The organism is Dysgonomonas sp. GY75 (assembly GCF_015234155.1).
Classification (GTDB): domain Bacteria; phylum Bacteroidota; class Bacteroidia; order Bacteroidales; family Dysgonomonadaceae; genus Dysgonomonas; species Dysgonomonas gadei.
Genome location: NZ_JADCLQ010000017.1, coordinates 211,113 through 234,682, shown reverse-complemented (window position 1 = coordinate 234,682; position 23,570 = coordinate 211,113). Strand labels below are relative to the sequence as shown.

31 protein-coding genes are annotated in these 23,570 nt (G+C 39.4%); 25 read left to right on the top strand and 6 right to left on the bottom strand.

Annotated elements, in window-relative coordinates; translation table 11 throughout:
- Positions 1–796: 796 nt before the first annotated feature.
- From IR083_RS10315 to IR083_RS10300, 5 genes are all read left to right on the top strand, one after another.
- A complete protein-coding gene (locus IR083_RS10315) occupies positions 797–1,660 on the top strand; it encodes a PriCT-2 domain-containing protein (protein WP_194224251.1) in 864 nt (287 codons plus the stop codon).
- Between the two features lie 70 nt (positions 1,661–1,730).
- A complete protein-coding gene (locus IR083_RS24475) occupies positions 1,731–1,967 on the top strand; it encodes a hypothetical protein (protein WP_206759859.1) in 237 nt (78 codons plus the stop codon).
- A gap of 17 nt (positions 1,968–1,984) precedes the next feature.
- Positions 1,985–2,896 (top strand): hypothetical protein, encoded by a 912-nt coding sequence (locus IR083_RS10310; protein WP_194224250.1) that lies wholly within the window; start codon positions 1,985–1,987, stop codon positions 2,894–2,896.
- A 17-nt stretch (positions 2,897–2,913) separates the two neighbouring features.
- Positions 2,914–3,099, top strand: coding sequence for a hypothetical protein (locus IR083_RS10305; protein WP_194224249.1), 186 nt, complete (start codon positions 2,914–2,916; stop codon positions 3,097–3,099).
- A 264-nt stretch (positions 3,100–3,363) separates the two neighbouring features.
- Complete coding sequence (locus IR083_RS10300; protein WP_194224248.1) at positions 3,364–4,074, top strand: hypothetical protein; 711 nt, start codon at positions 3,364–3,366, stop codon at positions 4,072–4,074.
- Between the two features lie 114 nt (positions 4,075–4,188).
- Here IR083_RS10300 and IR083_RS10295 read toward each other — a convergent pair whose 3' ends face one another.
- Positions 4,189–4,440 carry a helix-turn-helix domain-containing protein gene (locus tag IR083_RS10295; RefSeq protein WP_194224247.1) on the bottom strand — a complete coding sequence of 84 codons (252 nt, stop codon included), beginning with the start codon at positions 4,438–4,440 and terminating at the stop codon, positions 4,189–4,191.
- 181 nt (positions 4,441–4,621) lie between these two features.
- On the opposite strand from IR083_RS10295, the gene IR083_RS10290 reads away from it, so the two are divergent.
- From IR083_RS10290 to IR083_RS10275, 4 genes are all read left to right on the top strand, one after another.
- On the top strand, positions 4,622–4,864 hold the full coding sequence (locus tag IR083_RS10290; RefSeq protein WP_194224246.1) for a hypothetical protein: 243 nt from the start codon (positions 4,622–4,624) through the stop codon (positions 4,862–4,864).
- A 20-nt stretch (positions 4,865–4,884) separates the two neighbouring features.
- The gene (locus IR083_RS10285; RefSeq protein ID WP_194224245.1) at positions 4,885–5,160 is read left to right on the top strand and encodes a hypothetical protein; all 276 of its coding nucleotides are present in this window, start codon (positions 4,885–4,887) and stop codon (positions 5,158–5,160) included.
- 240 nt (positions 5,161–5,400) lie between these two features.
- Positions 5,401–5,685, top strand: coding sequence for a hypothetical protein (locus IR083_RS10280; RefSeq protein ID WP_194224244.1), 285 nt, complete (start codon positions 5,401–5,403; stop codon positions 5,683–5,685).
- Between the two features lie 7 nt (positions 5,686–5,692).
- Positions 5,693–5,884, top strand: coding sequence for a hypothetical protein (locus IR083_RS10275; RefSeq protein ID WP_194224243.1), 192 nt, complete (start codon positions 5,693–5,695; stop codon positions 5,882–5,884).
- 62 nt (positions 5,885–5,946) lie between these two features.
- Here the strand turns inward: IR083_RS10275 and IR083_RS10270 are convergent, their stop codons facing one another.
- Together IR083_RS10270 and IR083_RS10265 are read right to left on the bottom strand one after the other, a co-directional pair.
- Entirely contained in the window at positions 5,947–6,474 is a 528-nt protein-coding gene (locus IR083_RS10270; protein ID WP_242052398.1) for a GNAT family N-acetyltransferase, read from the bottom strand.
- An 18-nt stretch (positions 6,475–6,492) separates the two neighbouring features.
- Positions 6,493–6,651 carry a hypothetical protein gene (locus tag IR083_RS10265; RefSeq protein WP_194224241.1) on the bottom strand — a complete coding sequence of 53 codons (159 nt, stop codon included), beginning with the start codon at positions 6,649–6,651 and terminating at the stop codon, positions 6,493–6,495.
- Positions 6,652–7,217: 566 nt separating this feature from the next.
- Here IR083_RS10265 and IR083_RS10260 point away from each other — a divergent pair.
- The 12 genes from IR083_RS10260 to IR083_RS10205 all read left to right on the top strand — a co-directional run bounded on the left by IR083_RS10260 (position 7,218) and on the right by IR083_RS10205 (position 18,864).
- Positions 7,218–7,433 (top strand): hypothetical protein, encoded by a 216-nt coding sequence (locus IR083_RS10260; protein WP_194224240.1) that lies wholly within the window; start codon positions 7,218–7,220, stop codon positions 7,431–7,433.
- Positions 7,434–7,992: 559 nt separating this feature from the next.
- Complete coding sequence (locus IR083_RS10255; protein ID WP_194224239.1) at positions 7,993–8,481, top strand: hypothetical protein; 489 nt, start codon at positions 7,993–7,995, stop codon at positions 8,479–8,481.
- Positions 8,482–8,591: 110 nt separating this feature from the next.
- Positions 8,592–8,960, top strand: a complete 369-nt coding sequence (locus IR083_RS10250; protein ID WP_194224238.1) for a hypothetical protein — start codon at positions 8,592–8,594, stop codon at positions 8,958–8,960.
- 146 nt (positions 8,961–9,106) lie between these two features.
- Positions 9,107–10,015 (top strand): S49 family peptidase, encoded by a 909-nt coding sequence (locus tag IR083_RS10245; protein ID WP_194224237.1) that lies wholly within the window; start codon positions 9,107–9,109, stop codon positions 10,013–10,015.
- A 7-nt stretch (positions 10,016–10,022) separates the two neighbouring features.
- Complete coding sequence (locus tag IR083_RS10240; protein ID WP_194224236.1) at positions 10,023–11,999, top strand: hypothetical protein; 1,977 nt, start codon at positions 10,023–10,025, stop codon at positions 11,997–11,999.
- Positions 12,000–12,128: 129 nt separating this feature from the next.
- Positions 12,129–12,929: a hypothetical protein gene (locus IR083_RS10235; protein WP_194224235.1), complete on the top strand. Its 801-nt coding sequence runs from the start codon at positions 12,129–12,131 to the stop codon at positions 12,927–12,929.
- A 55-nt stretch (positions 12,930–12,984) separates the two neighbouring features.
- Positions 12,985–13,770: a hypothetical protein gene (locus IR083_RS10230; protein ID WP_194224234.1), complete on the top strand. Its 786-nt coding sequence runs from the start codon at positions 12,985–12,987 to the stop codon at positions 13,768–13,770.
- A gap of 122 nt (positions 13,771–13,892) precedes the next feature.
- Entirely contained in the window at positions 13,893–14,243 is a 351-nt protein-coding gene (locus IR083_RS10225) for a hypothetical protein (RefSeq protein ID WP_194224233.1), read from the top strand.
- 429 nt (positions 14,244–14,672) lie between these two features.
- On the top strand, positions 14,673–16,094 hold the full coding sequence (locus IR083_RS10220; protein ID WP_194224232.1) for a DNA modification methylase: 1,422 nt from the start codon (positions 14,673–14,675) through the stop codon (positions 16,092–16,094).
- On the top strand, positions 16,081–16,383 hold the full coding sequence (locus IR083_RS10215) for a hypothetical protein (RefSeq protein ID WP_194224231.1): 303 nt from the start codon (positions 16,081–16,083) through the stop codon (positions 16,381–16,383). The genes IR083_RS10220 and IR083_RS10215 overlap by 14 nt, the downstream gene beginning before the upstream one ends.
- 107 nt (positions 16,384–16,490) lie before the next feature.
- Positions 16,491–17,132 carry a hypothetical protein gene (locus tag IR083_RS10210; RefSeq protein WP_194224230.1) on the top strand — a complete coding sequence of 214 codons (642 nt, stop codon included), beginning with the start codon at positions 16,491–16,493 and terminating at the stop codon, positions 17,130–17,132.
- Positions 17,122–18,864 (top strand): hypothetical protein, encoded by a 1,743-nt coding sequence (locus IR083_RS10205; RefSeq protein WP_194224229.1) that lies wholly within the window; start codon positions 17,122–17,124, stop codon positions 18,862–18,864. The genes IR083_RS10210 and IR083_RS10205 overlap by 11 nt, the downstream gene beginning before the upstream one ends.
- Positions 18,865–18,875: 11 nt before the next feature.
- On the opposite strand, the gene IR083_RS10200 is transcribed toward IR083_RS10205, so the two are convergent.
- The 3 genes from IR083_RS10200 to IR083_RS10190 form a co-directional block, all read right to left on the bottom strand.
- On the bottom strand, positions 18,876–19,061 hold the full coding sequence (locus IR083_RS10200) for a hypothetical protein (RefSeq protein WP_194224228.1): 186 nt from the start codon (positions 19,059–19,061) through the stop codon (positions 18,876–18,878).
- A gap of 65 nt (positions 19,062–19,126) precedes the next feature.
- Positions 19,127–19,537 (bottom strand): DUF5053 domain-containing protein, encoded by a 411-nt coding sequence (locus IR083_RS10195; protein WP_194224227.1) that lies wholly within the window; start codon positions 19,535–19,537, stop codon positions 19,127–19,129.
- A gap of 39 nt (positions 19,538–19,576) precedes the next feature.
- Positions 19,577–19,765: a hypothetical protein gene (locus IR083_RS10190; RefSeq protein ID WP_194224226.1), complete on the bottom strand. Its 189-nt coding sequence runs from the start codon at positions 19,763–19,765 to the stop codon at positions 19,577–19,579.
- Between the two features lie 260 nt (positions 19,766–20,025).
- Here IR083_RS10190 and IR083_RS10185 point away from each other — a divergent pair, with 260 nt between their 5' ends.
- Genes IR083_RS10185 through IR083_RS10170 form a run of 4 tightly spaced genes read left to right on the top strand, consistent with a single transcriptional unit; the run spans position 20,026 to position 23,569 of the window.
- A complete protein-coding gene (locus IR083_RS10185) occupies positions 20,026–20,598 on the top strand; it encodes a hypothetical protein (protein WP_194224225.1) in 573 nt (190 codons plus the stop codon).
- Positions 20,599–20,625: 27 nt separating this feature from the next.
- The gene (locus IR083_RS10180; protein WP_194224224.1) at positions 20,626–21,645 is read left to right on the top strand and encodes a hypothetical protein; all 1,020 of its coding nucleotides are present in this window, start codon (positions 20,626–20,628) and stop codon (positions 21,643–21,645) included.
- 59 nt (positions 21,646–21,704) lie between these two features.
- Positions 21,705–22,019, top strand: coding sequence for a hypothetical protein (locus tag IR083_RS10175; RefSeq protein WP_194224223.1), 315 nt, complete (start codon positions 21,705–21,707; stop codon positions 22,017–22,019).
- Positions 22,016–23,569, top strand: coding sequence for a hypothetical protein (locus tag IR083_RS10170; RefSeq protein ID WP_194224222.1), 1,554 nt, complete (start codon positions 22,016–22,018; stop codon positions 23,567–23,569). Before IR083_RS10175 ends, IR083_RS10170 begins: the two co-directional genes overlap by 4 nt.
- The last annotated feature ends 1 nt before the right edge of the window (position 23,570 follow it).

The window sequence follows — 23,570 nt, the reverse complement described above, 5'->3', positions numbered from 1 at the left end:
GCTCCAGTTATCTCAAAGGTAACACATAAGCCGATTATGAAACTGACTTCAACAGCTTAGCACCAAAGATTGTGACCTGTGAGCACGTGTATGAAATTTTAATCTTCTTGGCTGTTCCCTTTTAATATATCCAATAACCATGCATTTATTACGATAAGTGCTCTCTCTTGTTTCGCCTGAAATAATGATTTAATAACTAAAAGTCCTATTTAGGGACTATAAACTATAATTTATTTACGTATGAAAACGCAATATATAGCAAATTAGAAATCCAATGCCAACGAATAGCCTTAAGCTTATGGATAGCAGATTTTGTTTTTAGTGAAGGTAAAAATATTATACTCGAAATACCAGTAGAAACTATGAGATATTCTATTTATTGTATGCGCTATTTTGAATATACAGCACTAAAGGTTAAATCTTTGATTGATAGTAAGCAGTTTACACAGCTTGAAAAGCCCTCAAACAAAAGTATCATATTAGATATTAAAAAACTGCATCCACAATTTAATCAATCTGTATTAGCCGATATATTAAACGTAGATCGGTCTTATATTTCTAATGTCGTATCAGGGAGAAAATAATGTAGAAACAGGTAACAGGTAACACTACGGTTAAGCTACTATAAATGAATACAATATATGTTTACCTCGCTGTTACCTGCTTATATTCGATCTCTTTTAAAGAATAAACATGCGGTAACATATAGGTAACATATAGGTAACATGATAACGTTATGATATATAGTTAATTGTGTATGGTGTTACCTGTTACCAAATAATTAAAAACAAAACAAATGGATTATCTAGATAAAAAAGTTTCCGTATATAAAAATGTATTCGACAATGTAGGCAACGTTATAGATTTGCGTACATTCCTATTATCTGATAAATATAAAAATGAAGTTGAACAAATACGATCAGAAACCGACAAAAACAAAAGAAGCGAATTAAAGAAACATATTCCTGCTATAACCATATCGGGGATATTTGAGCCTATCCGATTAGACGAGAATCTTAAAGAGCATAGCGGATTGTTATGTATAGATATAGACGGACAAGATAATACACATATTAAAAACTTCTCTGAGTTGAAAAGGCAATTATCTAATCTTAAAGAGGTGTTGTATTGTGGCTTATCTATTTCGGGTAATGGTTATTTCGTTATCGTTCCGATTGCATACCCAAACAAACACAGGGAGCATTTTAGAGCCATAAAAGAGGATTTTATGAGCTATGGTATATTTATAGATGACAGTTGTATTAATGTTAGCAGAATGCGTTTGTATAGCTATGATAGTACGCCGTACATCAATGAAAAAGCAGCCGTGTATAATAGGCTATATGTTGCACCTAAAAGCACTTATATCCCATATAGTAACGATGCAACCGACAACATTAGCACCATAGTTAAAAAAGCATCTGACCATAGTATTTGTATGACAGACAGTTATTCCGATTGGTTTAACATTGGGTGTGCTCTGGCTCCTGAATTGGGCGAATCTGGTAGATCACATTTTCACGAATTAAGCCGTATGTCTACTAAATATAAGCCACATGAAACAGATAAAAAGTATGATAGTTGCCTCAAAACGAATAGGATAAGTATAGGTACTTTCTTTCAAATTGCAGCCGATTACGGTATAAGATTTAAGGAGTAGACAGCATTTTCACCCTTTGCGTACGTGTGGTTTTCTTTGTATCTTATATACTGAAACCAACACAAACACAATGGCTTATCATGATGGAGACTTACGGTTAATACCGTTCGATGCCCAAGAAATTAAAGACCAATTAAAAGAAGCGGGGATAGTGTCGCCCGATGTAGGGAAATACTACCAATTGCGAACCGATCCCAATACAATTTTTTTATTTAAAAGAAAGTGCAAACTACTTGAATTTCAAAGGAAATACTATGATAAGAAGAAAAAGAAATACAATCTTGAAAATCAGTTTAACAGAGACTAATAATTAAAAATAGAACTATGAATACAAATATATTCGATAAATCAAATGTTGAGGTCTTAAATACTAATGAAGATGATAATTTTATATATGAATCCTATCATGTAAAGGCTCTAGGACGAACATTTAAGGCCAGAACAAAAAAAACTAAGCTAAAGAGCACAAACGAAACCATACCGCAAATACATATAGAGGATTTTATCGTTAGTTCAGGCCTAGCGAAAGAGGCAAATAAAGAGGCTATGGAAGCTTTTTTAAAAACCCCTGCAATTAAAATGCAACGGGCAAAAATAGAAGTCGATAATAATAGTACATGGATGGATATTGACGCGCTCATCAAAGGGCTAAATTTAGCAACTAGAACCCCAAACGGAACGGAGTTGTCTTGGAATGTTAGGGGTGAAGGACTATTATATATTGCTGGGCTTATAAGTGTTACAGATGGCGCAATACTAGCCAATTTCCTATTTAATGATCATCAATTTTCATCTATTGCAGAAACAAGCGGAGTATCTAATATTTTGCTTAACGGTGAGGATGGTAGCGGACATTTAGCAGCAGGAAATATATCATGGAACGCTTCGGGTGATTTAAAGGTAGTAGGCACATACAGAACATCCGACACAGGAGCTAGAATAGAGATAGACCCTACTAATATGACAATGGGTTATATTGGAAATAGCGAACGCGTGTTTAGTGTCTGGAAAGCTACAAATCAAACTGTAGCAATGGACTTCTTTACATATACCGGAACAGAAACAAACTTCACCACAAGATCATCTATCGGGCAAATGGGGATAGATTTACTAGGTTCTAACTTCGTTATGCAGGGAGGGAAAATGTATCTTATTGGTACACCGACTAACCGCAATGATGCAGAGATTAACCAAGTATATCTAGACGGCGAAACACTAAAAGTAAGAAAATCATAAACTTAAACAATATAGAAATGAAAAACTACTATTACATCATCCCCGAATCGGAATATAACAAACTAGCCGATGAAGTAAAACGGATGTTCACAGAAACGAACACCGAGCCAAAAGAAGAAATGTCTAAAGAAGTTAAAGACTGGCTAAAGGATAAGCAAAATGAGATAGCACGGAATAATGATAAATCGAATGTGTTTATATAAATTCTACTACTATAGATTTTATCGAATATGCCGGGATTGGATAACCTTAGAGAAACAATTTTAAAAATATCGTTTCGGTAATATAAAAGTAGTTGTGTTTGCAACTATATTCATTCTGACGCTTTGATAGAAAATATCTATAAAATGCTATCGAAAATAAACTAACAAAATATGCCTTTTGGGGTGTTTTTGAGCTGATTAAAGTAAATAGAAACACCTTTTTAGAAGGCAAAAAAGTAAACAATAACTAAACAAAATATAAACATGGAAAATAAAGTCAATAGAAAGAATTTTAACATTTGCGATCAGGTAAAACTTGATAGTTCCGTTCGTGCTGTAGAAAATGCAGTTAATTACAGCAATGCTATTTATAGCGATCTGAAAAAAGAAGGATTAGGCGACTTTCTTACATTTGATATTGCTATGTCGATCATCAAGGATGGAAAGCAGGGTATAATAACCCTTACTGACAGGGTTATACAGGAAGCGCAAAGCCGTGTATTGCTAACCTCTGATAAAGAAGCCGTCAAAGACAAATACACTAAGTTCTTCAGGGAGTATGAGAAGAAAGCCGATCTAGTAAGACGAGAGTTATTTGACAAGTCTGAACTATTCCCGCTCAATCTATTCACATGGAACGATGAGAGTAAGCAGGTAGGGTTAATTAAAGGCTATACAGACAAGATAAAGCCGTCATGTATGCTAGAGGCTAAAGATTATCATTATAGGTATATGGAGCTCCTAAATATGTACGTAGAGGCTAAAAACGAACTATTTAGATACCATGCTTTAGCATTTGCCTACAACAATCCTACTATGTCAGGTACACAGAGAATGAGAGGACATTATACAGATGACAACACGGTATTTTTCAATCCTGATACATTAGAATATTCGTCTATAGGCTTAGATAAACTGATACTAACCAATATACACGAACCGGATAGCCCCGAAATACTGAAAAGGAAGTTTTAACGGGCTGATAATAAATAATAAAGGGCATTAGTTTTTTAAGCTAGTGCCCTTGTTGTATCTGGTCTCAATAATTCTTAGTTTAGGTTGAAAGCTGACTAACTAATAGTTAGGAGGCTATTCATCTTTGCTCACTTTTATTTTGCCGTTACAGTACGGGCATGTTATTATATTTTGTTTAGGTTGCTCGAATAGATCAGATATAGGAACGTTTAAAACAGTTGCTGCCCTCTCGAAAACATCAATAGATGGCTTTGATTTTCCATTAATAAAGTTGCTTACAGACGGAGCCGTTAACTCCATCATTACAGTAAAGTCTTTAATTGCAATCCTTTTTTCTTTCAATATTTCTTTAATTCTTAATTCCATAGATATTTGTTGTTATCGTTAAACCTTATGCAAATATAACATAATATAAAGTTCAACAATATATATTAATGTTAAAAATATAGTTTGACAATAAATTTTACATAAAAACATTTGCTTAATATAAAGTCTAACTTTATCTTTGTGCTATGAAATAAAGTTAAACAATAAATATATTGCAATCATGATACATTACAATAAATCGAAAATAATGAAGCTAGCTCACCATCTTAGAAAGTACGAAGGCTATACTATGTCACAGGCTTTAACGATCGCATGGAGCAAAGCGAGACGAGACGAATTTTATTTAATCGTTGAAGTACGCAAGTCAAAAGGAATATACACACAGGAAATGAGAAATGCCGATTGGAATAAAACAGGCAGGATATACGACTACTATCAATCAGGTAGATATAACGGAGATTAACCAATTAAAATATTAAACACATGGAAGTATTTAACGAACAGTTTTACGAAGAAATAAAACGAGCCATAAAAGAGGGCATTATTGAGGGTTTTAAAGAAGCTAGGTCTAAGAAAGTAAAGCGTGATAACCTTGATCTAATAACCACGAATGAAGCCTTTAAAATAGTAACTAAAGCTAGGTTTTACGAATTAGTTACTTATGCCGGACTGAAAAGAGAAAAAAGAGGTGATGCGCCTAACTCTCCAAAGCTAGTATCAAAGGCGCAATTAATAAGATTAAATAATACTTATAAATAATTACCAACCAAAATATTAAGATTATGAATAAAGCGTTTGCCAATCTTTCAGATGAAGCAAGAGTAAAGTTAACGGATAATATCGAAGCTATCGACCCGCTAGACGCAATATCAGATATAAACTGTATACTAGACCTAGTTTCGAATAATAGTTCATTTGAAATCAATAGAATAGTATATCTGCTTTCGTGCATATCTGATATGTTTCTAGGAGTATTAACCAGTAATGAAATAAAATCAAATGACTAACCCACGAGTAATACAGCAAACACCTGAATACAACATTATTGAGGCTGATTTTAAAGGCACTATACAGACTTTCCGGCAATGGCACAACGGTTTTGTTGAGATTAAATTTAATCATGATTTTGCCCTTGCTAATGGCTTCAAAGGCGTTGCCGACATGTTAAGGCATGAACCTAATGTACGCTATCAAATAAATATGTATTGCGGTGGTACTGTGCCGGAATGGATAGCTATTATTAACGGTGAGTTTATGATAAAAACGAATATACAATCAAATTAATATTACTATGGAAAAGAGAGAAGCAGCAAAAGCAGTTAATAACGCTATGGAGTACGCAGAGGGCATTTGTACAGATTGGCGACCTGTAAAGCAATGGGAATGCAAAGAGATAGAAATGATCTGGTTTAAACCAGATCAACTAAAAGAACTGATAAGATATTGTATAGAGCTAGGAGAAAACCGTTCCAACCAAAAATAGATATTTAGTTTTACATTTGCTCGCCAAATAGCCGTCTTTGTCGTGAGATAGAGGCGGTTTTATTATTCTACATTTTGCAACTCGTAATACATTATTCTAGTTGAAGAACTTCTATCTTTTGAGGTTAAGAAATCAAATCCGTATTTTTGATAGAAGGGTATAGCTTCTCTTAATGAATCAACTATAATAAATCTACATGCCGATATGTTTTTATGTGAAAAATGGTATACAACTAAATCTAAAATATCCCTGCCTATGCCTTTTCCTTTGTATTCTTTATGAACAGCTAGCCTACCAATTTTCACGGCTGGATATATCTTCTTTTGTTTTTTTGGTGATAGCGTTTCTGCTACCCTAGAATACCATTTTTTTAATGTTGCCTCGGTTATATCAGAACTAAAGTCTTTGATAGATAGGGAGTCATTTAGAATAGACCAATAGGCAACTGTTTTTTCCCCATCGTTAAACAAATAAGTCTTTGCTAATCTTTCTATATGATAATTCTTAGCATCATCAAATAAAAAACCATTCAAATCTGTATTGTCACAGTCGAATGGTAATAATATAGTATCTATGTCTAAAGTAGACATAATAAACTGATTCATAGATTACAAAGCAAATCCGTTTTTATATTTTTCGTATACAGCTTTTTGTCTATTATAGTCTTCCGGTGCTTGCCGAGAATTACGATTTTTATTCATATTATCGACAAACCTTCTTGCATCTCGCCCTGTAAGTGTAGGGGTGTTTTTAATTGGTTTTGCCATAATTTTATGTTTTTAAATGATTTACAATACAAAGATAATAAAGATATATCTAATAATGATAGTAATAATGAAAATAATTATATTAATAATATTAAAAGTAATTATGTACATACTAATCATTGTATAGATAAAGATACTGTAAAATCTTTAATTATTTGTGTTACTAAAATAAGACTATTTAATAGATTTTTACCTTTGCGTACACACATACGTACACGCTTGAAGATAAATAAAAAAGCTAAATAACTATTTTACTGTTACTTAGCTTTATTTTATTGCTTTTAAAAGTGGTGCCACCAGGAATCGAACCGGGGACACAAGGATTTTCAGTCCTTTTATTTTATAAATACAACTATATTATTATCAAATAATTACATATATAAATATAAAATAATATGTCAACAAAATAACATTTTTAGATTAAATATATAACCTGCATCACTGAAATATAATCATACCTTATCAAAATTTGATAAGGTTATGGATTTGATAAAAAAAGAGTGTTTCAAAACTATTTTTGATAATATAATATATTATATTTGCAATTATAAAAAATATTTACAAATATGAAAGTATTTGTTTTCATCGAACAACGTCCAGTTAAAGTTAGGACATACACATCTCTTACGGCCCTGTATGAAGCGAATAAATCCATAATGGGTATTTCAAAATCGACACTGGACAAATGGCTGGTTAAATCATCCTACTATACAAATAGCCGCTATATCATAGCAAAAACAGAATCTCAATCCACAGGAGATGTGCGTAATGCTCAATTATAATTTTATTACCTTATCAAATTTTGACGAGGTCGAAAAAAGCACCGTCTTTATATGTCTATCTGAATTCTTTAATTAAAATTAAGGCGTTTTTCAGCATTTTTTTAGACGCTTGCATACATACCCTCAGAGGCAACACTAAAAATCGCCTGTAAGACCTAAAACAACAAAATTTCGCATATTGATAATAACTGTATTAATAAGCATTCTTTTTAAAAAAAAAATCAAAAAAAAAATATCCCATCCGATCTTCCCCCGCGGGGGATAGAGGGGGGTCTTAGTCTTAGTCTATATTATATTAAGGTGTAAACGCCAAGACGTAATTCTAAACCATTTCCAAAAGGTCATGCTTAATCATTACTATAACCTTGTCAAAAAATGATAAGCTAATTTGATCGAGGTTTACGAAAATTTAGTAATCGTTTTTATCCTATTAAAACGTATTTTGATATCTTTAATAAAAAAAATATTTGATAATATAATATATTATTTTATCATATTTGATTTGAAAAAGGAATATGTCTATAGATAATTGTTATATATTTTATATCTTTAAAATAAAATGACCACTACAAAATTCACAATAGAACTATATCTGGCAGAATATCTTCGGGCCAAGTGGCCGATGGAGGATAGTAACGGAAAGCCTATGGACATTGTATCGATCCCGGATAAAATCTATCTGTTTAATATACTGAGCTCCCTGACTATTAAAAAGCCGCGACATGCTCCGGAACCGGCAGGTAATCTGGAGATACTCCTTCCCGATCGGAAAGAAAATCGTAAGGATCCCGAATATTACAATTATATAAGCGCTAAGTCCGCCACTTTCTTCAATAAGAAAGTCAAGCTGTTTTTCCGTGCCGAACTGCATGAATTTATTGATTCCAGGAAGCACGATGAAGGTGAGACATACAAAGATGTCTGTTATCTTTTCATCTGTAAATACAAGATTGAATCAATTGATCCGGATAGCCTTGCAAAGAATTATTACCGGTGGAAAATCGCTATCCGGGAAAGCCGGAAGAAAAAAGCCTATATAACCCGCTAAAACAATATTAAATAAAGTTAAATTACTCCGCCCAACCTCATGTTCCTGTCCATTTTTTCGGAGATTTTCCGGAGATTTTTGGATATCACTGAATTTTAAATACTTAGACTATGAACAAAGTAATATGCAACCATATCAAAATCATCCACAGGGATAACGTCATATCCATCGACGACGACAATATAATCCTGCACCCCGGTAAAGAGTTTATATCCCTGCGACTCGAAAGCCCGGCTATATACACCGGACAATGCCTGGATACCGATGCGGGAGTCGTATTCAACGAAACCCTGTCTGCCAATATAAGGTATAATCAGGATGCCGGATTTCTGAATATCCCGCTTATTTATTATATCCTCCGTATTTATTCCGATTCCGGGTCCTTTATCATGGGATTGACTGACTACCCTGCCGTACTTACATACTCAACAGACAAAATATTCGCCGACCTCACATTCAAATCTTCAAGACCAATGTGATAATGTGCCAATGAAAAGTCATATTGTCGCTTCGCGCCATTGGCACATCGGCACATCAGATAATTGGCATATTATCACATTTGCTCATTAATTAAGTCCTTTACCACACATATATATAGTTCTAACATTGCATAAAATCATATGTAATGTTAGAACTTCTTTTACAGGAAATATTATCATCCAGGCTACTGATACATCCGGCGTCACTCAGTAGCCTGGAAATCCTCATTCAAAAATTAAGGAAAGGGGAAGAACCACAGCAAAAAGACATTAAAACTTTCTTCCATAGCCTGGGCATCGAAAGTAAGATCAAAAACTCCGCTTTTATTCTTCCTGAAGAAGATTACCCGGAAAATCCCTTCGATAGCTTCGAGGAAAATTCCATTGCCGTGATTCCCATCATCGGCACTATGATGAAGTACAGAACCTACTGGAGTTATGGCATGGACGATATGGCAAACATTATCCGTCTGGCCGATTCATCATCCAAAATCATCGGTACTATTCTTCTGGGCAATACCCCCGGAGGCTCTTCCCAGTCTGTCATCCAGTTGGAAGATGCGCTCCGGAACAGGACAAAACCAAGCGTAGGACTTATAGACGGCATGTGCATGTCCGGCGGAATATACGCCTTTTCATTCTGCGACCGTATCCTGGCGACTAACCCGATGTGCCAGGTCGGGAATATAGGCGTGTATGCCAAGATCCTTAACGATGATAAATATTATGAAGATAACGGCTTCAGGTTCATTACGGTAGTTCCCCCGGAATCCAAGTATAAAAACCTGGCTATTAAACAAGCGAAAGAAGGGGATGAGAAAATGCTGATAGAGGAAGACCTCACTCCTTATGCCATCCATTTCCAGAACCTGATCAAAGCGAACCGCCCAAATCTGGACCTTTCGGTTGAAGGAATTATCGAAGGGAAAGACTTCTATGCCATTGATGCTGAAAAAAACGGCCTGATCGACGGTATCACCAATTTTGAGGGCGCAGTACAGGTACTGCAATCCCTGCACAACGAAAAACAATCAATTTATTCATTCTTTAAATAATAATTTTATGAAGAAATGGCAAAAACAACTGATGAACCTTGCTATCAAGCTGGGTTTCGGTGATAAAATGAAAGCCGGTTCCCTGACAGCTGACGAACAAAAGCAGTTGTTCGCAGAATATGAATCGGAGTATGGAGTCGCGTTCCGGACAGACAGGGAGGCCGACGAAGACGATGACGAAGAAAGCGACGAAATAGAAATGCTTTCTTCCGAAGATCAGATAGCCCTGGCTTCTGTTTTCGGCGAAGACATGCCTAAAAAGAAAAAGGAAATTATCCCTGCTATGACAAAAAAAATAAAAAAGCAGGAAGAAACAATTGAAAAGCTTTCCAAAGAATCAGAAGGTGATAATCCTGCCGGAAAGACCAGGGTAGAACAATCCGCAGTCAAGGTAAGAGCTATAACACTGGGCATAGCTTCTCACACCGAGTCCCATCTGTTCGGTATTGAAGATACCGTCTTTGCACGTGGCCGCTGGGATACCGAGCTGATGATTACCCGCACGCCTGTAGTATCCAAACTCAAACTGTCTCAGAAAAAGGAGTTTAAAAACATATTGAACGACTATTCTGAGAGGTTGATGGAACGCGCCGGAGAGTTGGAGAAGGCTAACTTGCTGGGTTCCCTGAATTTCAACAAAATGGTTGCCGGCGAAACCGAGATCGATTATTCCGACCTGTTCGGCAAGGCCGGTGAATATGTTGTCAGGAGGACCGATATGATACTGGCGTACCTGCGTACCCTTCCTTCGGTTGATCATATCTTTCCTATGCGTTCCAACATCCAGAACAAGGAAGTTGCTCCCGGAGCTAACTTTGGGGAACTTTCCCAGGGTTACCGTGCCGGCAAGATATTCAAGGGAGGTGTTGCCTTCACTGCCGAAATATACAGTGTAGTGGACGTGATGTTTAAATTCCTGTTCAAAGACCTGATAAAGCTCGAAAAACAGTATATCGGGGAGATGAACCGGAATGACGGCTCCAATGTAATTAAATGGACGTTCATCGAATGGATCATGGTGCATTTCGGAACCATCCTGCGCAACGAGCAGAATATGCGCCGTGTTATCGGTGTGCGCGTACCGCAACAGGACGTCGTGTCAAACCCTGCCATGCTTGCCGCCGATGGGGTATATCGCGCGCTCGATCGCGTAGAGAAAGAACTGAAGGTTTATCCGAACCATGATTATAAGGTATACGCCGAAACCACTATCGTCGATTACTTCGAATCTATATGGGATTTCTATACCATGGTACTTCCATCGATGGACGGATATAAGATGTACGCAAACCTCAAACACCGCCCGTGGTATATTCGTAATTACCGCGAAAAATATGGTAAGGAAACTGATTTCAAAGGCGTAACTCCTCAATCGATCAACGATGTGGACGCCAATATTATCTGGGTGCCGAATATGCAGCCGAATAATTACAAAGTCATGATCACCATACCGGGCAATGGTGAAAACCACGAAGACAAGCCGTTCGAAATGCTGGCGTTCTATTTCGAGCGCGACTGGGAAGAGATAGGGGTTATGTCCCGCTGGAAAGAAGGTGCAGGCTTCCAACAGGCAGGCATACAGTATAAAACCTTAGCGGAACTTATCTCATCCGGATATGCGAACCAATGGATCTTCACCAATTTCCCTGCAACGGTATTAGCTGCAGGTGCAACAGTTGTTAACGCGAAACAGAATATTCTGTTCGAAACCGGGGCGAATGCTGCAGCAACAGTAATAACCGATATCCAGAATATGAATATCAATAATGTGATCCGTATAGTATGCGGAAACATGACGAATGCGACTACCATTGCTAAATCAGGCAAATTCGCGAATATAGAATCGGATTGGACTCCTGCGGCTGTAGGCGATTATATCGAACTGTACGCCGAACTGGAAGATTATGTTGTTGTCGTGGAAGGTGAAAACGTAACCATGACAAGGCCTACAGGTAACTATCTGGAACTGGAACGCACCGCCTGACATAATTAATTAATGAGATAATGTGCCAATATGCCAATTTAAAAAAGCTATTAGCTAAAAACATTGGCACATCGGCATATTATCTCATTAGTACATTAGAGTTTATTATTAATTCTTAATTTTTAAATTATGCTATTCGATTTACCAAAACAAAATAAGAATTCAAAGCTGGACGCGCTGAAGTACCGGCTTTGGCTGGCTAAGATGACGGATGTCGATATCGATAACTATCCGAAGTCTGTGATGGCCACGATATCGACTAACGTCTTGCTACCGGGTGCGGTCTATAAATATCTTGATGCCAGGGTAGATACCATCAATCCGAACGCAGTACCGGGCGCGGCTCCTCTGAACGGCGTGCTTACGTTATCCCCTATCATAGACGGTATGTCCGCGGCCACACTGGCATGGGTTTATGAAAATATCGGTGAAGATTTTGTCACCATCTGGGAAAGATGTTCCGACGGGCAGAAATTCATAGCCGGAAGCCCTTGCAACGGCGGAATGAAATTCGCCTATACATCGATAGGACGCCAGGAAGACGGTACAGCCGGTATTGCAACAACTTTCACGGGAGGACAATGTCCTGAACCTATTCTGCTCTATGACGGGCCTGTTCCTGTAGCGCCTCCGGTACAGGTTGCAGCCGATGCCACAACATTCGCCCTGACTCCGGCGCCTCAATACCAGCTGTCCGAAAATGCCGCTGATACGGTATTAACCGATATCACCAATGTAACAGTTACTGATGTTGGCCGGATCATAGAGATTATCGGTGGTGGATCCGCTCATCCGACGACAATCACATCTTCGGATAAATTCATCTTGAACCAGGGGCTGGACTTCGTCGCTTCTTCCGGCAGCCGGATCAGTTTCGAGATAACGAAGACAGGCACAGGATTTGCTTTCTTCGAAGTGTACAGGGTTTAAGTAATAATTATGAAAAAGCCGCGTAACTGTGGCTTTTTCTCTAATCCACAAAATTATGACAAAATTTACCACGCGAAACGACCAGATAGTAAGGCTGAAAAATCCTGCTTTCTTCGATAAGGATTTGGAACTGTTCAAAAAAACATTCCGGACACATCCTTTATTTAATCAGCTGGCCAATGTGAACCAGTTCAATAAGGCTAAGCTCGACTGCCTGATGGTAACGGTATTGCTGGATGAAGTGACGGAAGAAGAAATTCTGGAAAACAGGACTCAGGAAAAGCAACCCGAACCGGAACCAAAGACAATAGAATCAATCCGGGATCTTTTAATAGAAAAATTCGAACTGGATCAGGCAGATATAGAAGCATTGTCCGAAATCATCCCACTATGGCTCGATAAAACAGATGAAGAAATTATATCAGCTGTAAAAAAACTATTGGGATATAAAACCAACCAGGGAGAAAACACAGGTAGTGAAGATCCGGGAACTGATGATACCGATGCGACAGGCAAACAGCAGGATATTACCCGGACGGTAACCGGTACAGGTACAGCATCCGGAGATAATAATCAGGATGAAGGTTCAGGTATAGGCAACGGAGCTACAGGAAACCCTGCGCCGGCTGGAACAACTTCTACCCAACCGGTTGAACGTGATAATAGCAAAACATTTATACGGCGTATAAATGAAGCGGAAACCATTGAAGCCGTGGAAGCTATTCTAAAGGAAGACAGGGAAGGCGGTGAAAGGATTACCGTTCAGCAAGCCGGACAAAAACGCATCGAAATATTAAAACAGGCTTTTAAGGAACCTGACCCCGGCAAAAAAAAAGACTAAAGCACGAGGAATTTCCTGGAATAAACTGGATTAATAATATAAATCCGGATATACAGCTTTGCATTCTCCTGTACGACGAACGTGTAAGTATTTACCGTCGCCTGCAGGAGATTGATGCTGTATTGGACGACCATACGGAACTCGCATTCGAACTCGTTACATTGGATATCCGCGCACAGCAGGCACACAGGGAATTGCAATCATACAATGATACCGGTAAATTTCAATACGTGCACCGGCTGACGGTACAGAATAAATATAAAAGCGACCAGCTGGCCGAACTCCGGAAGCTCAAATCGGAGAACCCCGCTGACTTCATGAACGAAGTAACCAACGTAATACAGAATATAAGACGCATAGAAAGCCAGCTACACAAAAAAAAGTATAAGGACGAAGAAGAACGCCAGTCATGGGAAAACAATCTCGAAAAGGCCCGTATAAAGCAAAAAGCCATACAGGATATATTAAGCTAGTAAATACAATTTTCCAACCGGAATAATAAACCTCCGAAAGAGGTTTATTTTTTTTGCTAAATCCATTCTTTTTCATTCAAAAACTATCCGATTTTAGTTAAATCACATAGCAAAATCACATAACTACTACATATTCAACACTATAATATTTTTGATAAAAAGAATTGAAAATGTGAATGCTTTCTAACTTCGTGCCGCTGTGTCAAGGCCTTGTAATGCAAAAAAAGCGATTTTTCATGAAATATGACTCAATATGTTAAATATCACAATATTAAGTGTTAAAAAGAGGTGAAAATTTGCATATTTCATTCCCTCAATCCGGCCATGCCAAAAACCATCGGATTGAATTCATTAACCCCTCGTTTAGTTTGTCCTTTAATACCTCCCTATCCTCCCATAGCTTTGTGATATACCATAAGATGCAGACATATGGATCAATTAAAATGGAGAACAGAGCAGCGAAGGGTAAGAGATCTTATCCCTTCGGGCTATAATCCCAGAGAAAGGGATGAAAAGGGACAATCAGTCCTGGAAGAAAGCCTGGATAAGTTCGGACTGGTAGATACACCGGTGATCAACATGGACGGGCAATTGATATCGGGCCATCGACGGCTGGAGTATTACATCGCCCGTAGTTTGCTGGATGAAATGATAGACGTTCGTGTGCCTTCGCGTATGCTGACAATGGATGAAGTGAAGCAATACATGCTGCTGGCCAACTCCCATGCCGGCAAGTGGGACCTTATAAAACTTGAAGAAGAGTTCGGAGATATCTATAAGAACATACTGGTTAATGAACTGCCGTCGATAGAAGACATTGCCCTCCCATCGGCAGAACAGGTGACACAACGAAAGGATGCAGAGCGCCAGATTATAGAGGACGAATTCAATGACCTGCCCCCTGAGAATCCCGTTACACAAACAGATGACCTGTACGAGCTGGGAACACACAGGCTCATATGCGGGGATAGCAGAGATAAGAACGTAATAGGACGGTTAATGGCCGGGCTACTTGCACATATGGTATTCACCGATCCTCCATACAATCTACCCACAGAACAATTTTCAGGATTCGGTAAAAACAAGGCTCTGACATTCGAAATGGGTGTAGGTGAAATGTCGGAGGAAGAATTTATTGCCTTTCTCAAAAAAGCATTCCAGATACTGATCTATTATTCGGTAAAAGGCTCTATCCATTATATATGCATGGACTGGAAACATATACTGGAAATAAAGATCGCCGGAAAAGTTTATACCGAACAAAAGAACCTGATCGTCTGGAATAAGAACAACGGCGGGATGGGAACATTCTACCGTTCCAAACATGAGCTTATTTTCCAATACCAGAATAATGAAGACATCCCTGAAAAACTACTCGAACAAAGACTCGATATAATCGAACAGCACGGATATGAATCCGGACACGAACTGATCTTCGCCTTCAAAAGCGGACGTGAACGCAATATAAACAATTTTATGCTTGGCCAGACAGGAAGATACCGCACAAACGTATGGGATTATCCGGGAGCCAATTCATTCAATAAAGCCGCAGATGTAAGTACAAAAGACCATCCGACGCCAAAGCCTGTAAAACTCGTAGCTGATGCAATAATGGATTGCAGCCTGATAGGGCATATTATATTGGATACCTTCTCCGGATCCGGAACAACGATAATCGCCGCTGATCAAACCGAACGAATAGCTTATGTTGCGGATATCGCTCCCGGCTATTGCGACCTGAATGTCCGGAGATACATCCGCTATTGCCGGAATGCAGGAAAACCAATCCTAGTAAAGAAAAACGGCAAAGTATTAACCAAAGAACAACTGAAGGAATATGAACTACGATAGCGCATTAATAGAAAAAGTCCGGGCTTTCGGTGTTCTTGGTTATCCGGCGCATGAGATCGTGTACCTGGTGGAACCGGAAGATCCTGAGCAGTTCGTCCAGGACATACAGGATCCTGAGAGTGAAATATACAAGGCCTATCATAAAGGAAAGACCACGGGTCAATATACGATGGACAAAGCCCTCTTTGACGCAGGCAAGGCAAATGATACGGATGCGAATGAGAAACTGAATCAGCGCCAGCAGCGGAAAAAGGTTGAAACGGCTATACATGAAAGGTTTAATATATGAAAATCAATGTACTAATGAGCAGATATGCCAATGTGCCAATATTTTTTGTCGCTTCGCACCAATTGGCATATTTACACATTGGCATATTGGCTAATTGAATTAAAATTATGCTCGAGCACCTCCAGCGACTACCCGTAGACATATTAGAGCGGTTCCTCGAACTCCGCGATCATAAAAAGGTCGGGATATCCGAGGCTCTGGGGAATTTCATCCTGGAGCTGAACGCCGCGTCCAACCTGTTCAGGAAATACCGTAATGTAGGCGAATGCGCACGGCAGCTACAGAAGCAGTTTCCAAAGGTATCTATCCCTGAATGCCGCCAACGGGTATGCGATGCGATAAACTTCTTCAATACCGACTGCACCGTCACAGCTGCTGCCTGGGATAACTATTTCGCAGACTATATGATGAACCTTGCCGATGTGAACCTTGTAGCTCAGGACAGGAAAGAAGCCCGGCTTTGTGCTATCCAGGCCCACAAATACAGGCTGTCGGCGGCAGCTAATATCATCTCTCCGGAGCGTATCAGGTTCAGGCATCAAATCGTATCTGCGGATGTGAAGCTGGATCGGATGATGGATACTTCTCCCGTCGGGTTACTGGCCGCATGGAAAGATATTGAAGAAATGATCGATAAGGATTTTAAGGATATCTCCCAAAACGATAAAGACCGGTTAAAACTCGAAGCCGGACGGGAGCTGGATATCGACAAGTATACGGATTTTGAAGATATAGAAGATGAAGGTTAAAAAATACAGCCAGATCGTATTCCTGTCAGTTTACCTGTCGATCGTCCAGATAATGGTAAAACTGATAGATTCGACTTTCCTGTTCGGGGAGGTAGGCCGCGGTTCCGGTAAGACTACACATATGCTCGCTCCCCGGATCGACCGTGTCCAGAATGGCATGGCCGGCTCGCTGCTGGTACTCGCGGCAGCCACTTATAAAAGTATTATCGATAACATCCTGCCGGGAGTATTGGAGTATTTCCTCGAAAATTACGAGCGCGGTGTTTATTTCGAATACGCAAAGCAGCCTCCGGCCCATTTCGGCATACCCACCCTCGAAAATCCGCACTGGAGCCGGACGGAGATAGAAAAAATCACCGATTTTAAACATACCATCACCTTTGTCACCGGTACCGTGATAAAATTCGTATCCTGCGACCGCCCCGAGTCGATGCTTGGTCTTAATGCCGCCCATTTGTTCATCGATGAGATGATACGGATTCCGGAAGATAAATTCATTGAGCGTATTATCCCGGCATTACGCGCCGACAGGTCTAAATTCGGCCACTCCCATTACTTTATGGGAATAACAGGATTCAGTTCCACACCTAACTTTGAAACCGACGAAGACTGGTGGACGAAGTACGAAAGCGATATGAATCCGAAGCTGATGAAACGCATACTCGAAGTATCTTACCACGTGGATATGCGTATGGCCGCGCAAATCGAAGCCAATGCAAACGCCGATTTTGAAGAAGAAAAGAAACACCAGCGATTTCTGAACAGGTGGCTGCCGCGCCTGAATGCCGCCCGCCGCGGGCAAACGTTATATATGCGGGCTTCGTCATTCTCCAATATCAAGATCCTGGGCATAGACTATATCCGTAACCAGATAAAGTCGATAAAAGACACTGATAAACTGAATACTTCTATTTTAGCAGTGCGAAAGACCAAGGTAAAGGATATGTTTTTCGGGAGGTTCGGTAAGCAGCATCTGTTTGAAGACGGTTACGATTACCGGAGAACCGACAAGTTACGCATCGATAATGAAATAGAATGGCTCAGCTCCGACCTGAAATACTGCAACCCGAACATGCCGCTGATTGCCGGTTATGATCCGGGACCATTCTCCAGCATCATATTCGCCCAGGAAGAAAAATTGAAAAAGATTTTCCGGGTAATTAAAAATATGTGGGTATATCACCCGGATCAGCATGACGAGCTGGCCGAAAAGATCGATACCTATTTCCGGAACCACAAGAGGAAAGAAATATTCCTGTATTACGACCGGGCGGCCAACCAGAAGGATCCTGAGTACCGGAAGTATTATCCCGTATCCGGCGGCCTGAACGATACGGATGCTAACCTGCTGGCAGCTGCGCTCAAATCTCGCAGATGGACGGTGCACCTGATGAGCAAGGGACAGGAAACTATCTATTACGGACAACATTATACGCTGCTGAATATGCTCTTCGGGCCTCGCGAGGCTTCCGATTGGCAGGTACTTATAGACCGGAACGAATGCGAAGCCCTCGTCAGTTCTATCAATCATTCGCCACTTAAAAGGAATGAGAAGCGTGTAGAACTGGACAAAAGCAGCGAGCGCCTCGATTTCGAAGACCAGGCATATTACTCCACACAGCTGTCTTCCGCGTTTATGTATCTGCTATGGGGTAAATTCAACCATCTGCTCCCGGCTTCCGCCCGGAAAAAAGAGGTGTATATTGGGACGGGAACGTATACGAGCGACTGACCAGCTAATCATTAACCATTCATGATAAGTATCAGTTCAGTAATACGCTTGTCAATGGCTCTCAAAGTCGCCATTGCTTCGTCCGGAGTCTGGGATTTTACCATATCCCGTACTTTAGCTTTAAAGACATCCTCCTGTTCCTGATTGGTAACCTGGGCATATTCTTCTCTGAGCGCAGTTAAATTTATTTCAGCCATATTTTTAAGAAAAAAAATCCCCTGTACTGGCTCAGTACAGAGGATTGGTGTTAAATATTAAACAATCATAATGAAATGACAGTTGAGCCTAATTGTTTGCTTATATCCTGTAATGCATTATTGAGTGTCTCCACTTCTTCCGGCGTGAATTTTACAGGCTTGCCGTTCTTGGTATTCCCATTAATTTTCTGATACAGCCAGCCGCGTGTCTTTTTGAAATATTTTTTAGCGATGTATGATAATGATACAATTTCGGAAACCTCCATCAATTGCAACTTAACTGTAGTTTCTTTTATCAGGCTATCGGCATCTTGTGTCAATTTATCCAATCCGGAAGATATAAATTCATCTATTCTGTCAATATCTTCCTGCGAAGTAAAGTTATTACGGATGTATTCCGCCTGTTCATTTGCCTTATCATACTCTCCACTATTCATTAGCGTTCTGAGCTTTATTAATTCTTCCTGAAGTTTCATACTTTTTATTTTTAGCCCCTCCCGGAGGAAGGGCGCGTTTTACAATTTTTTTCTTAACTCTTTTTCCAATTTATCCAAATCATTCAATTTGTCCAATAATTCATTAATCTTACTTTCATTACTTTTTTTCTTTTCTGCACTTAAAAAATTATAGACATTCAATTCAGCTTTAATTTTCATTCTCGTCTGAACTATTAACGAGAGCATTTTTCTAATTTCTTCTTCCATTATCGCATCATTTAATATTTAACTATACAAATATAGTAATCTTTTGGTTACCGTGCAACTATTTATCCATTTATTTTCAATAAAATATCATTTTTTTATCATCACTATTTAACTAATAATCAGCTCGCATTTGCGGGCTTTTTGCATGATCCTCAAATAATATGTTATTTTTTAACATATTTTTCGGCACTATTTTATATTTTTTATATAAAAATTTTTTTCTTTGTAAGACAAATAACAACAAGCTTAAAAACAATGAGATGAGTGGAACTGTAAACGTGCATAGCGAATACGCTCAGGAAATTGCAAGAATGGCAAGAAATAAAGAAAACAAGGTATTTCTAAACTCTTCTGTATACCACGCTCTTATCATCCTTAAAGAATTGATCCGGAATGCAGAAAGTTCAGTAATGATTCTTTGTGGCAGCATGTGCGATCCTATTATATACCAAGATGAAGAATACTTATCTGTTGTAGAAGGTTTCTTAAATAAAATGAAAGATGTAGCATGTGTAGAAGAGCCTGTATTACGTGTCTTATTCGATAGTTATAATCCAGTATTTGAACAATCCAGAATTGCGCAAATACTAAAAAAGCCTGAATATAGCGGTCTCGTAGAAATAAGAAAACTAAAATCCGCTTATAAGCATATATATCTGGATAGTAAACCGGTACATTTGGCTGTTGCTGATAATACTGCCTATAGAATCGAGACTGATTTAGTAAATAGAATGGCATGGGGTAACTTTAACGATGTCGAAAAAGCCAGGAGATATGCATTTGGACTTCTTACATATTTTAATAATCACAAGTACACTGAAAGCGTAGCCTGATTGTAAATCTTAAACACAAACTATTCATTGAAAACAGAACTCATCGGATTTGTTAATCTCATTGCCGTTGGAATAACGCTGAATGCAGGTAGTGTCGGATTTATTTATCTGGATAAAACAAGGTCAGACGAAAGGGGATTCCTCGATTTTTTCGCTGAAAATACTGTAAATTACATTCATGAATGGACAAGGCGGTATTTAGTGCTTAGATATACAATATTATATATATTTCTGATTCTCCTAGAAAGGTTAAAGATAAAACAGATTAATAAAAAATATTGCATCGAATCTTCTTATCTAAGGAATACCCTTGAAACAGAACAGATCGCTTTAAGAAATAAAATAGATGAAAATATAAAAAATATTAGTCGGTATAAAACCAATTTAATTGAATCATGCCGATTCAGACATTTCTGGAAAATATCGTTATTAATCACGTTTTTTGGCGTTTATCTTCTTATGTTGGCAGGTATCGAGTATAATGATCCTGATTATTCTTATCATAAAGCCTTGATTTTTTGTGAAGTTTTTATTACATGTTCAATACTTACCAGCATGATTTCAGAATGCGATAAAAGTAAGTTTGGATATGCTACAGAGTGCAAAGGTAAACATCGTAAATGTTGGAATTTTTTTATTTCTGTTACTAAATTTTTTCTACATCCTGGGAAAATAAAATGGCTTGTGTGGTTAATAATATTCGTTATTACCTTAAACATTTTAAACAACCAATATATTTATACCTATTTTTTTGAGACTTATGACGAAGAAAAGGTTGAAACATGGATACTTCATTATTCAATATTCTTATTGTTTTTTGGACTTACAGCCTATATAGTATTAATCATTATGAAAGTCATCTATCATTCATATGTTAATATGTCAAAGGATCTTCATGATGTTTATTTATTTCGATCTAATATTAAAAAGACAATCAGAGAAAAAATAGAGAGATATGAGAAATTAGTACAAGAGGAACAAAAAAATGCAGCAAAAATAGTAGATGAGAAGATACTTAACAATAATAATCCTTTTGAGATAGAATAAAATCCTCTCTCTTTTTTGTCCTTTACCAGCTCGCATTTGCGGGCTTTTTTTGTACCTGTATGGAAAGGATAATAACAGGCCCTGAAGCTGTCGAGCGCATGCGCCGGCAGAAGCTGGTACTGGGAGCGACATTCGGCATTAGGTTCATCACCTGCGACCTGAACCGTCCGGAGAAAACAGGACAGGTGCGGGTTTATTCCTCCTGCCGGATACGTCCGGCACGACGGAGCGAAGGCCTGAGCGTCAACAGTGATCACTACCTGTACTTCACAGACGAAGATACGGATGAACCGCGCCAGTGCTTTAAGAAATTGATACGGGCTGTCTGTTTTTCTCCTTCCAACGAATGGTATACAGTAAAATGGTTCTTATGAGTAAAAAAGTTAGAGAGCGCAAATCAGCAACCAAGGTAGAAATATTCGGGGGCAACCGCGGATACGCCGTCGTCGAGGATGTCGGAGTAATGACATTCGAAGTGCAAGGACTTGCCGACCGGGAAGAAATGTTCTTTGAGCAAACGCGCACGATACACTCCCGCTACATCAGCGACCGGATGACGCTGAACCTAGCCGGCGGCTATATAGTTCCCGTCTGGGGCGAAGGGCATAACCTCTATCCGCAGGAAGTATTTGCCGGTATAAGTGAAAATAAATTGCTGCCGACGCTGATAAGCAAGCAGATCCGCTTCCTGTTCGGGCGCGGGCCAAGACTCTACCGGGAAGTAACCACCGGAGAGGGTGAGAACCTGAAGCGCATCCGCGTACCTGTCGATGACAGCCTGTCGAAAGCCATTACCGATTGGGTTGATAGCTGGGAAGAAAAAGGATATCCCCATGCCTGGGAGTACCTGAAAAATATCATGAACGACTATTACCATGTCAAAACATGCGTCTCGCAGTATTGCTTTGCCAAGTCCCGGCGCATTAACGGAAGTATGCCCGTCGATGCGCTAAAATATGTAGGTTCGGACGAAGCACGCCTTGCAGCTCAGAATATCCCGCTGAACAGACGAATCAAAAACGAAGACTGTCACCACATCATTGTCGGCGACTGGATGAACATCACCGGCACGGATTATGACATCTTCCACCGTTTCTCCGCGAAAGAACCCTTCAGGTATCCGACAGCCATAGCATTCAATTCGGATAAGACCTTCACTAAGTGGACCTACGCTTATAACGACTGGTTCGCCGGCATCAGGGAGTATTTGAAGGCATGTAAGCTGGCCCCGAAATACCGGAACAGCTACCTGCGAAATGCGCTCAATAACCATGTGCACGCTACCATACCAAGTGCCTGGTATGCACATCACAGGGAGATATTACAGGGTATCTGTGCGGAAAATATCGCGCCTTCCGATATTGACAACAATATTCTTCAGACCGAGTATAAAGGGGTGATACTGGTGGATAAGAAAGGGCGTCCGCTTGCATTCTATGAAGGTATGATGGACCAACTGATCAAGGCCGAACTAACCCACATCACGGAGGTAATGACCGGCGAGGGTAAAAACCAGGGTAAACTCTACGCTACGCTCAAATGGGACGAGGAAGAATGGGAGTTTAAGGAGTTTCCCGGAAAATTCAAGGAGTTTTTCGATACGGTGGACAAATACGACGAAAGCAGTATCAAAAGCATCCTGATGAGTCTTGGTATCTCCGGATCCATCACCAACGTCGATCACTCCGGGCTGACCAACCGTTCGGGTAATGAAGCCTGGTACAACTACCTGATGTATGTGCTGCAGCTGACGCTCGACGAATACTTTATCCTGAAGGAATACAACAGGGCGATGCATCTCAATTTCCCGCAAGCGAAAGCTCTAGGCATCAAATGGGGCTTCTGGATCGATATCCCGTCCAAGCTCCAAGAGACGACACAGAGCGAACGCCCGGCAGGGAACGCGACACCGGAAGCTAATTAGC

What these genes read in the sequence shown, in the direction of transcription:
- IR083_RS10315 (WP_194224251.1), top strand. Translation starts at nt 797, where the DNA reads ATGGATTATCTAGATAAAAAAGTTTCCGTATATAAAAATGTATTCGAC.
- IR083_RS24475 (WP_206759859.1), top strand. Translation starts at nt 1,731, where the DNA reads ATGGCTTATCATGATGGAGACTTACGGTTAATACCGTTCGATGCCCAA.
- IR083_RS10310 (WP_194224250.1), top strand. Translation starts at nt 1,985, where the DNA reads ATGAATACAAATATATTCGATAAATCAAATGTTGAGGTCTTAAATACT.
- IR083_RS10305 (WP_194224249.1), top strand. Translation starts at nt 2,914, where the DNA reads ATGAAAAACTACTATTACATCATCCCCGAATCGGAATATAACAAACTA.
- IR083_RS10300 (WP_194224248.1), top strand. Translation starts at nt 3,364, where the DNA reads ATGGAAAATAAAGTCAATAGAAAGAATTTTAACATTTGCGATCAGGTA.
- IR083_RS10295 (WP_194224247.1), bottom strand. Translation starts at nt 4,440, where the DNA reads ATGGAATTAAGAATTAAAGAAATATTGAAAGAAAAAAGGATTGCAATT.
- IR083_RS10290 (WP_194224246.1), top strand. Translation starts at nt 4,622, where the DNA reads ATGATACATTACAATAAATCGAAAATAATGAAGCTAGCTCACCATCTT.
- IR083_RS10285 (WP_194224245.1), top strand. Translation starts at nt 4,885, where the DNA reads ATGGAAGTATTTAACGAACAGTTTTACGAAGAAATAAAACGAGCCATA.
- IR083_RS10280 (WP_194224244.1), top strand. Translation starts at nt 5,401, where the DNA reads ATGACTAACCCACGAGTAATACAGCAAACACCTGAATACAACATTATT.
- IR083_RS10275 (WP_194224243.1), top strand. Translation starts at nt 5,693, where the DNA reads ATGGAAAAGAGAGAAGCAGCAAAAGCAGTTAATAACGCTATGGAGTAC.
- IR083_RS10270 (WP_242052398.1), bottom strand. Translation starts at nt 6,474, where the DNA reads ATGTCTACTTTAGACATAGATACTATATTATTACCATTCGACTGTGAC.
- IR083_RS10265 (WP_194224241.1), bottom strand. Translation starts at nt 6,651, where the DNA reads ATGGCAAAACCAATTAAAAACACCCCTACACTTACAGGGCGAGATGCA.
- IR083_RS10260 (WP_194224240.1), top strand. Translation starts at nt 7,218, where the DNA reads ATGAAAGTATTTGTTTTCATCGAACAACGTCCAGTTAAAGTTAGGACA.
- IR083_RS10255 (WP_194224239.1), top strand. Translation starts at nt 7,993, where the DNA reads ATGACCACTACAAAATTCACAATAGAACTATATCTGGCAGAATATCTT.
- IR083_RS10250 (WP_194224238.1), top strand. Translation starts at nt 8,592, where the DNA reads ATGAACAAAGTAATATGCAACCATATCAAAATCATCCACAGGGATAAC.
- IR083_RS10245 (WP_194224237.1), top strand. Translation starts at nt 9,107, where the DNA reads ATGTTAGAACTTCTTTTACAGGAAATATTATCATCCAGGCTACTGATA.
- IR083_RS10240 (WP_194224236.1), top strand. Translation starts at nt 10,023, where the DNA reads ATGAAGAAATGGCAAAAACAACTGATGAACCTTGCTATCAAGCTGGGT.
- IR083_RS10235 (WP_194224235.1), top strand. Translation starts at nt 12,129, where the DNA reads ATGCTATTCGATTTACCAAAACAAAATAAGAATTCAAAGCTGGACGCG.
- IR083_RS10230 (WP_194224234.1), top strand. Translation starts at nt 12,985, where the DNA reads ATGACAAAATTTACCACGCGAAACGACCAGATAGTAAGGCTGAAAAAT.
- IR083_RS10220 (WP_194224232.1), top strand. Translation starts at nt 14,673, where the DNA reads ATGGATCAATTAAAATGGAGAACAGAGCAGCGAAGGGTAAGAGATCTT.
- IR083_RS10215 (WP_194224231.1), top strand. Translation starts at nt 16,081, where the DNA reads ATGAACTACGATAGCGCATTAATAGAAAAAGTCCGGGCTTTCGGTGTT.
- IR083_RS10210 (WP_194224230.1), top strand. Translation starts at nt 16,491, where the DNA reads ATGCTCGAGCACCTCCAGCGACTACCCGTAGACATATTAGAGCGGTTC.
- IR083_RS10205 (WP_194224229.1), top strand. Translation starts at nt 17,122, where the DNA reads ATGAAGGTTAAAAAATACAGCCAGATCGTATTCCTGTCAGTTTACCTG.
- IR083_RS10200 (WP_194224228.1), bottom strand. Translation starts at nt 19,061, where the DNA reads ATGGCTGAAATAAATTTAACTGCGCTCAGAGAAGAATATGCCCAGGTT.
- IR083_RS10195 (WP_194224227.1), bottom strand. Translation starts at nt 19,537, where the DNA reads ATGAAACTTCAGGAAGAATTAATAAAGCTCAGAACGCTAATGAATAGT.
- IR083_RS10190 (WP_194224226.1), bottom strand. Translation starts at nt 19,765, where the DNA reads ATGGAAGAAGAAATTAGAAAAATGCTCTCGTTAATAGTTCAGACGAGA.
- IR083_RS10185 (WP_194224225.1), top strand. Translation starts at nt 20,026, where the DNA reads ATGAGTGGAACTGTAAACGTGCATAGCGAATACGCTCAGGAAATTGCA.
- IR083_RS10175 (WP_194224223.1), top strand. Translation starts at nt 21,705, where the DNA reads ATGGAAAGGATAATAACAGGCCCTGAAGCTGTCGAGCGCATGCGCCGG.
- IR083_RS10170 (WP_194224222.1), top strand. Translation starts at nt 22,016, where the DNA reads ATGAGTAAAAAAGTTAGAGAGCGCAAATCAGCAACCAAGGTAGAAATA.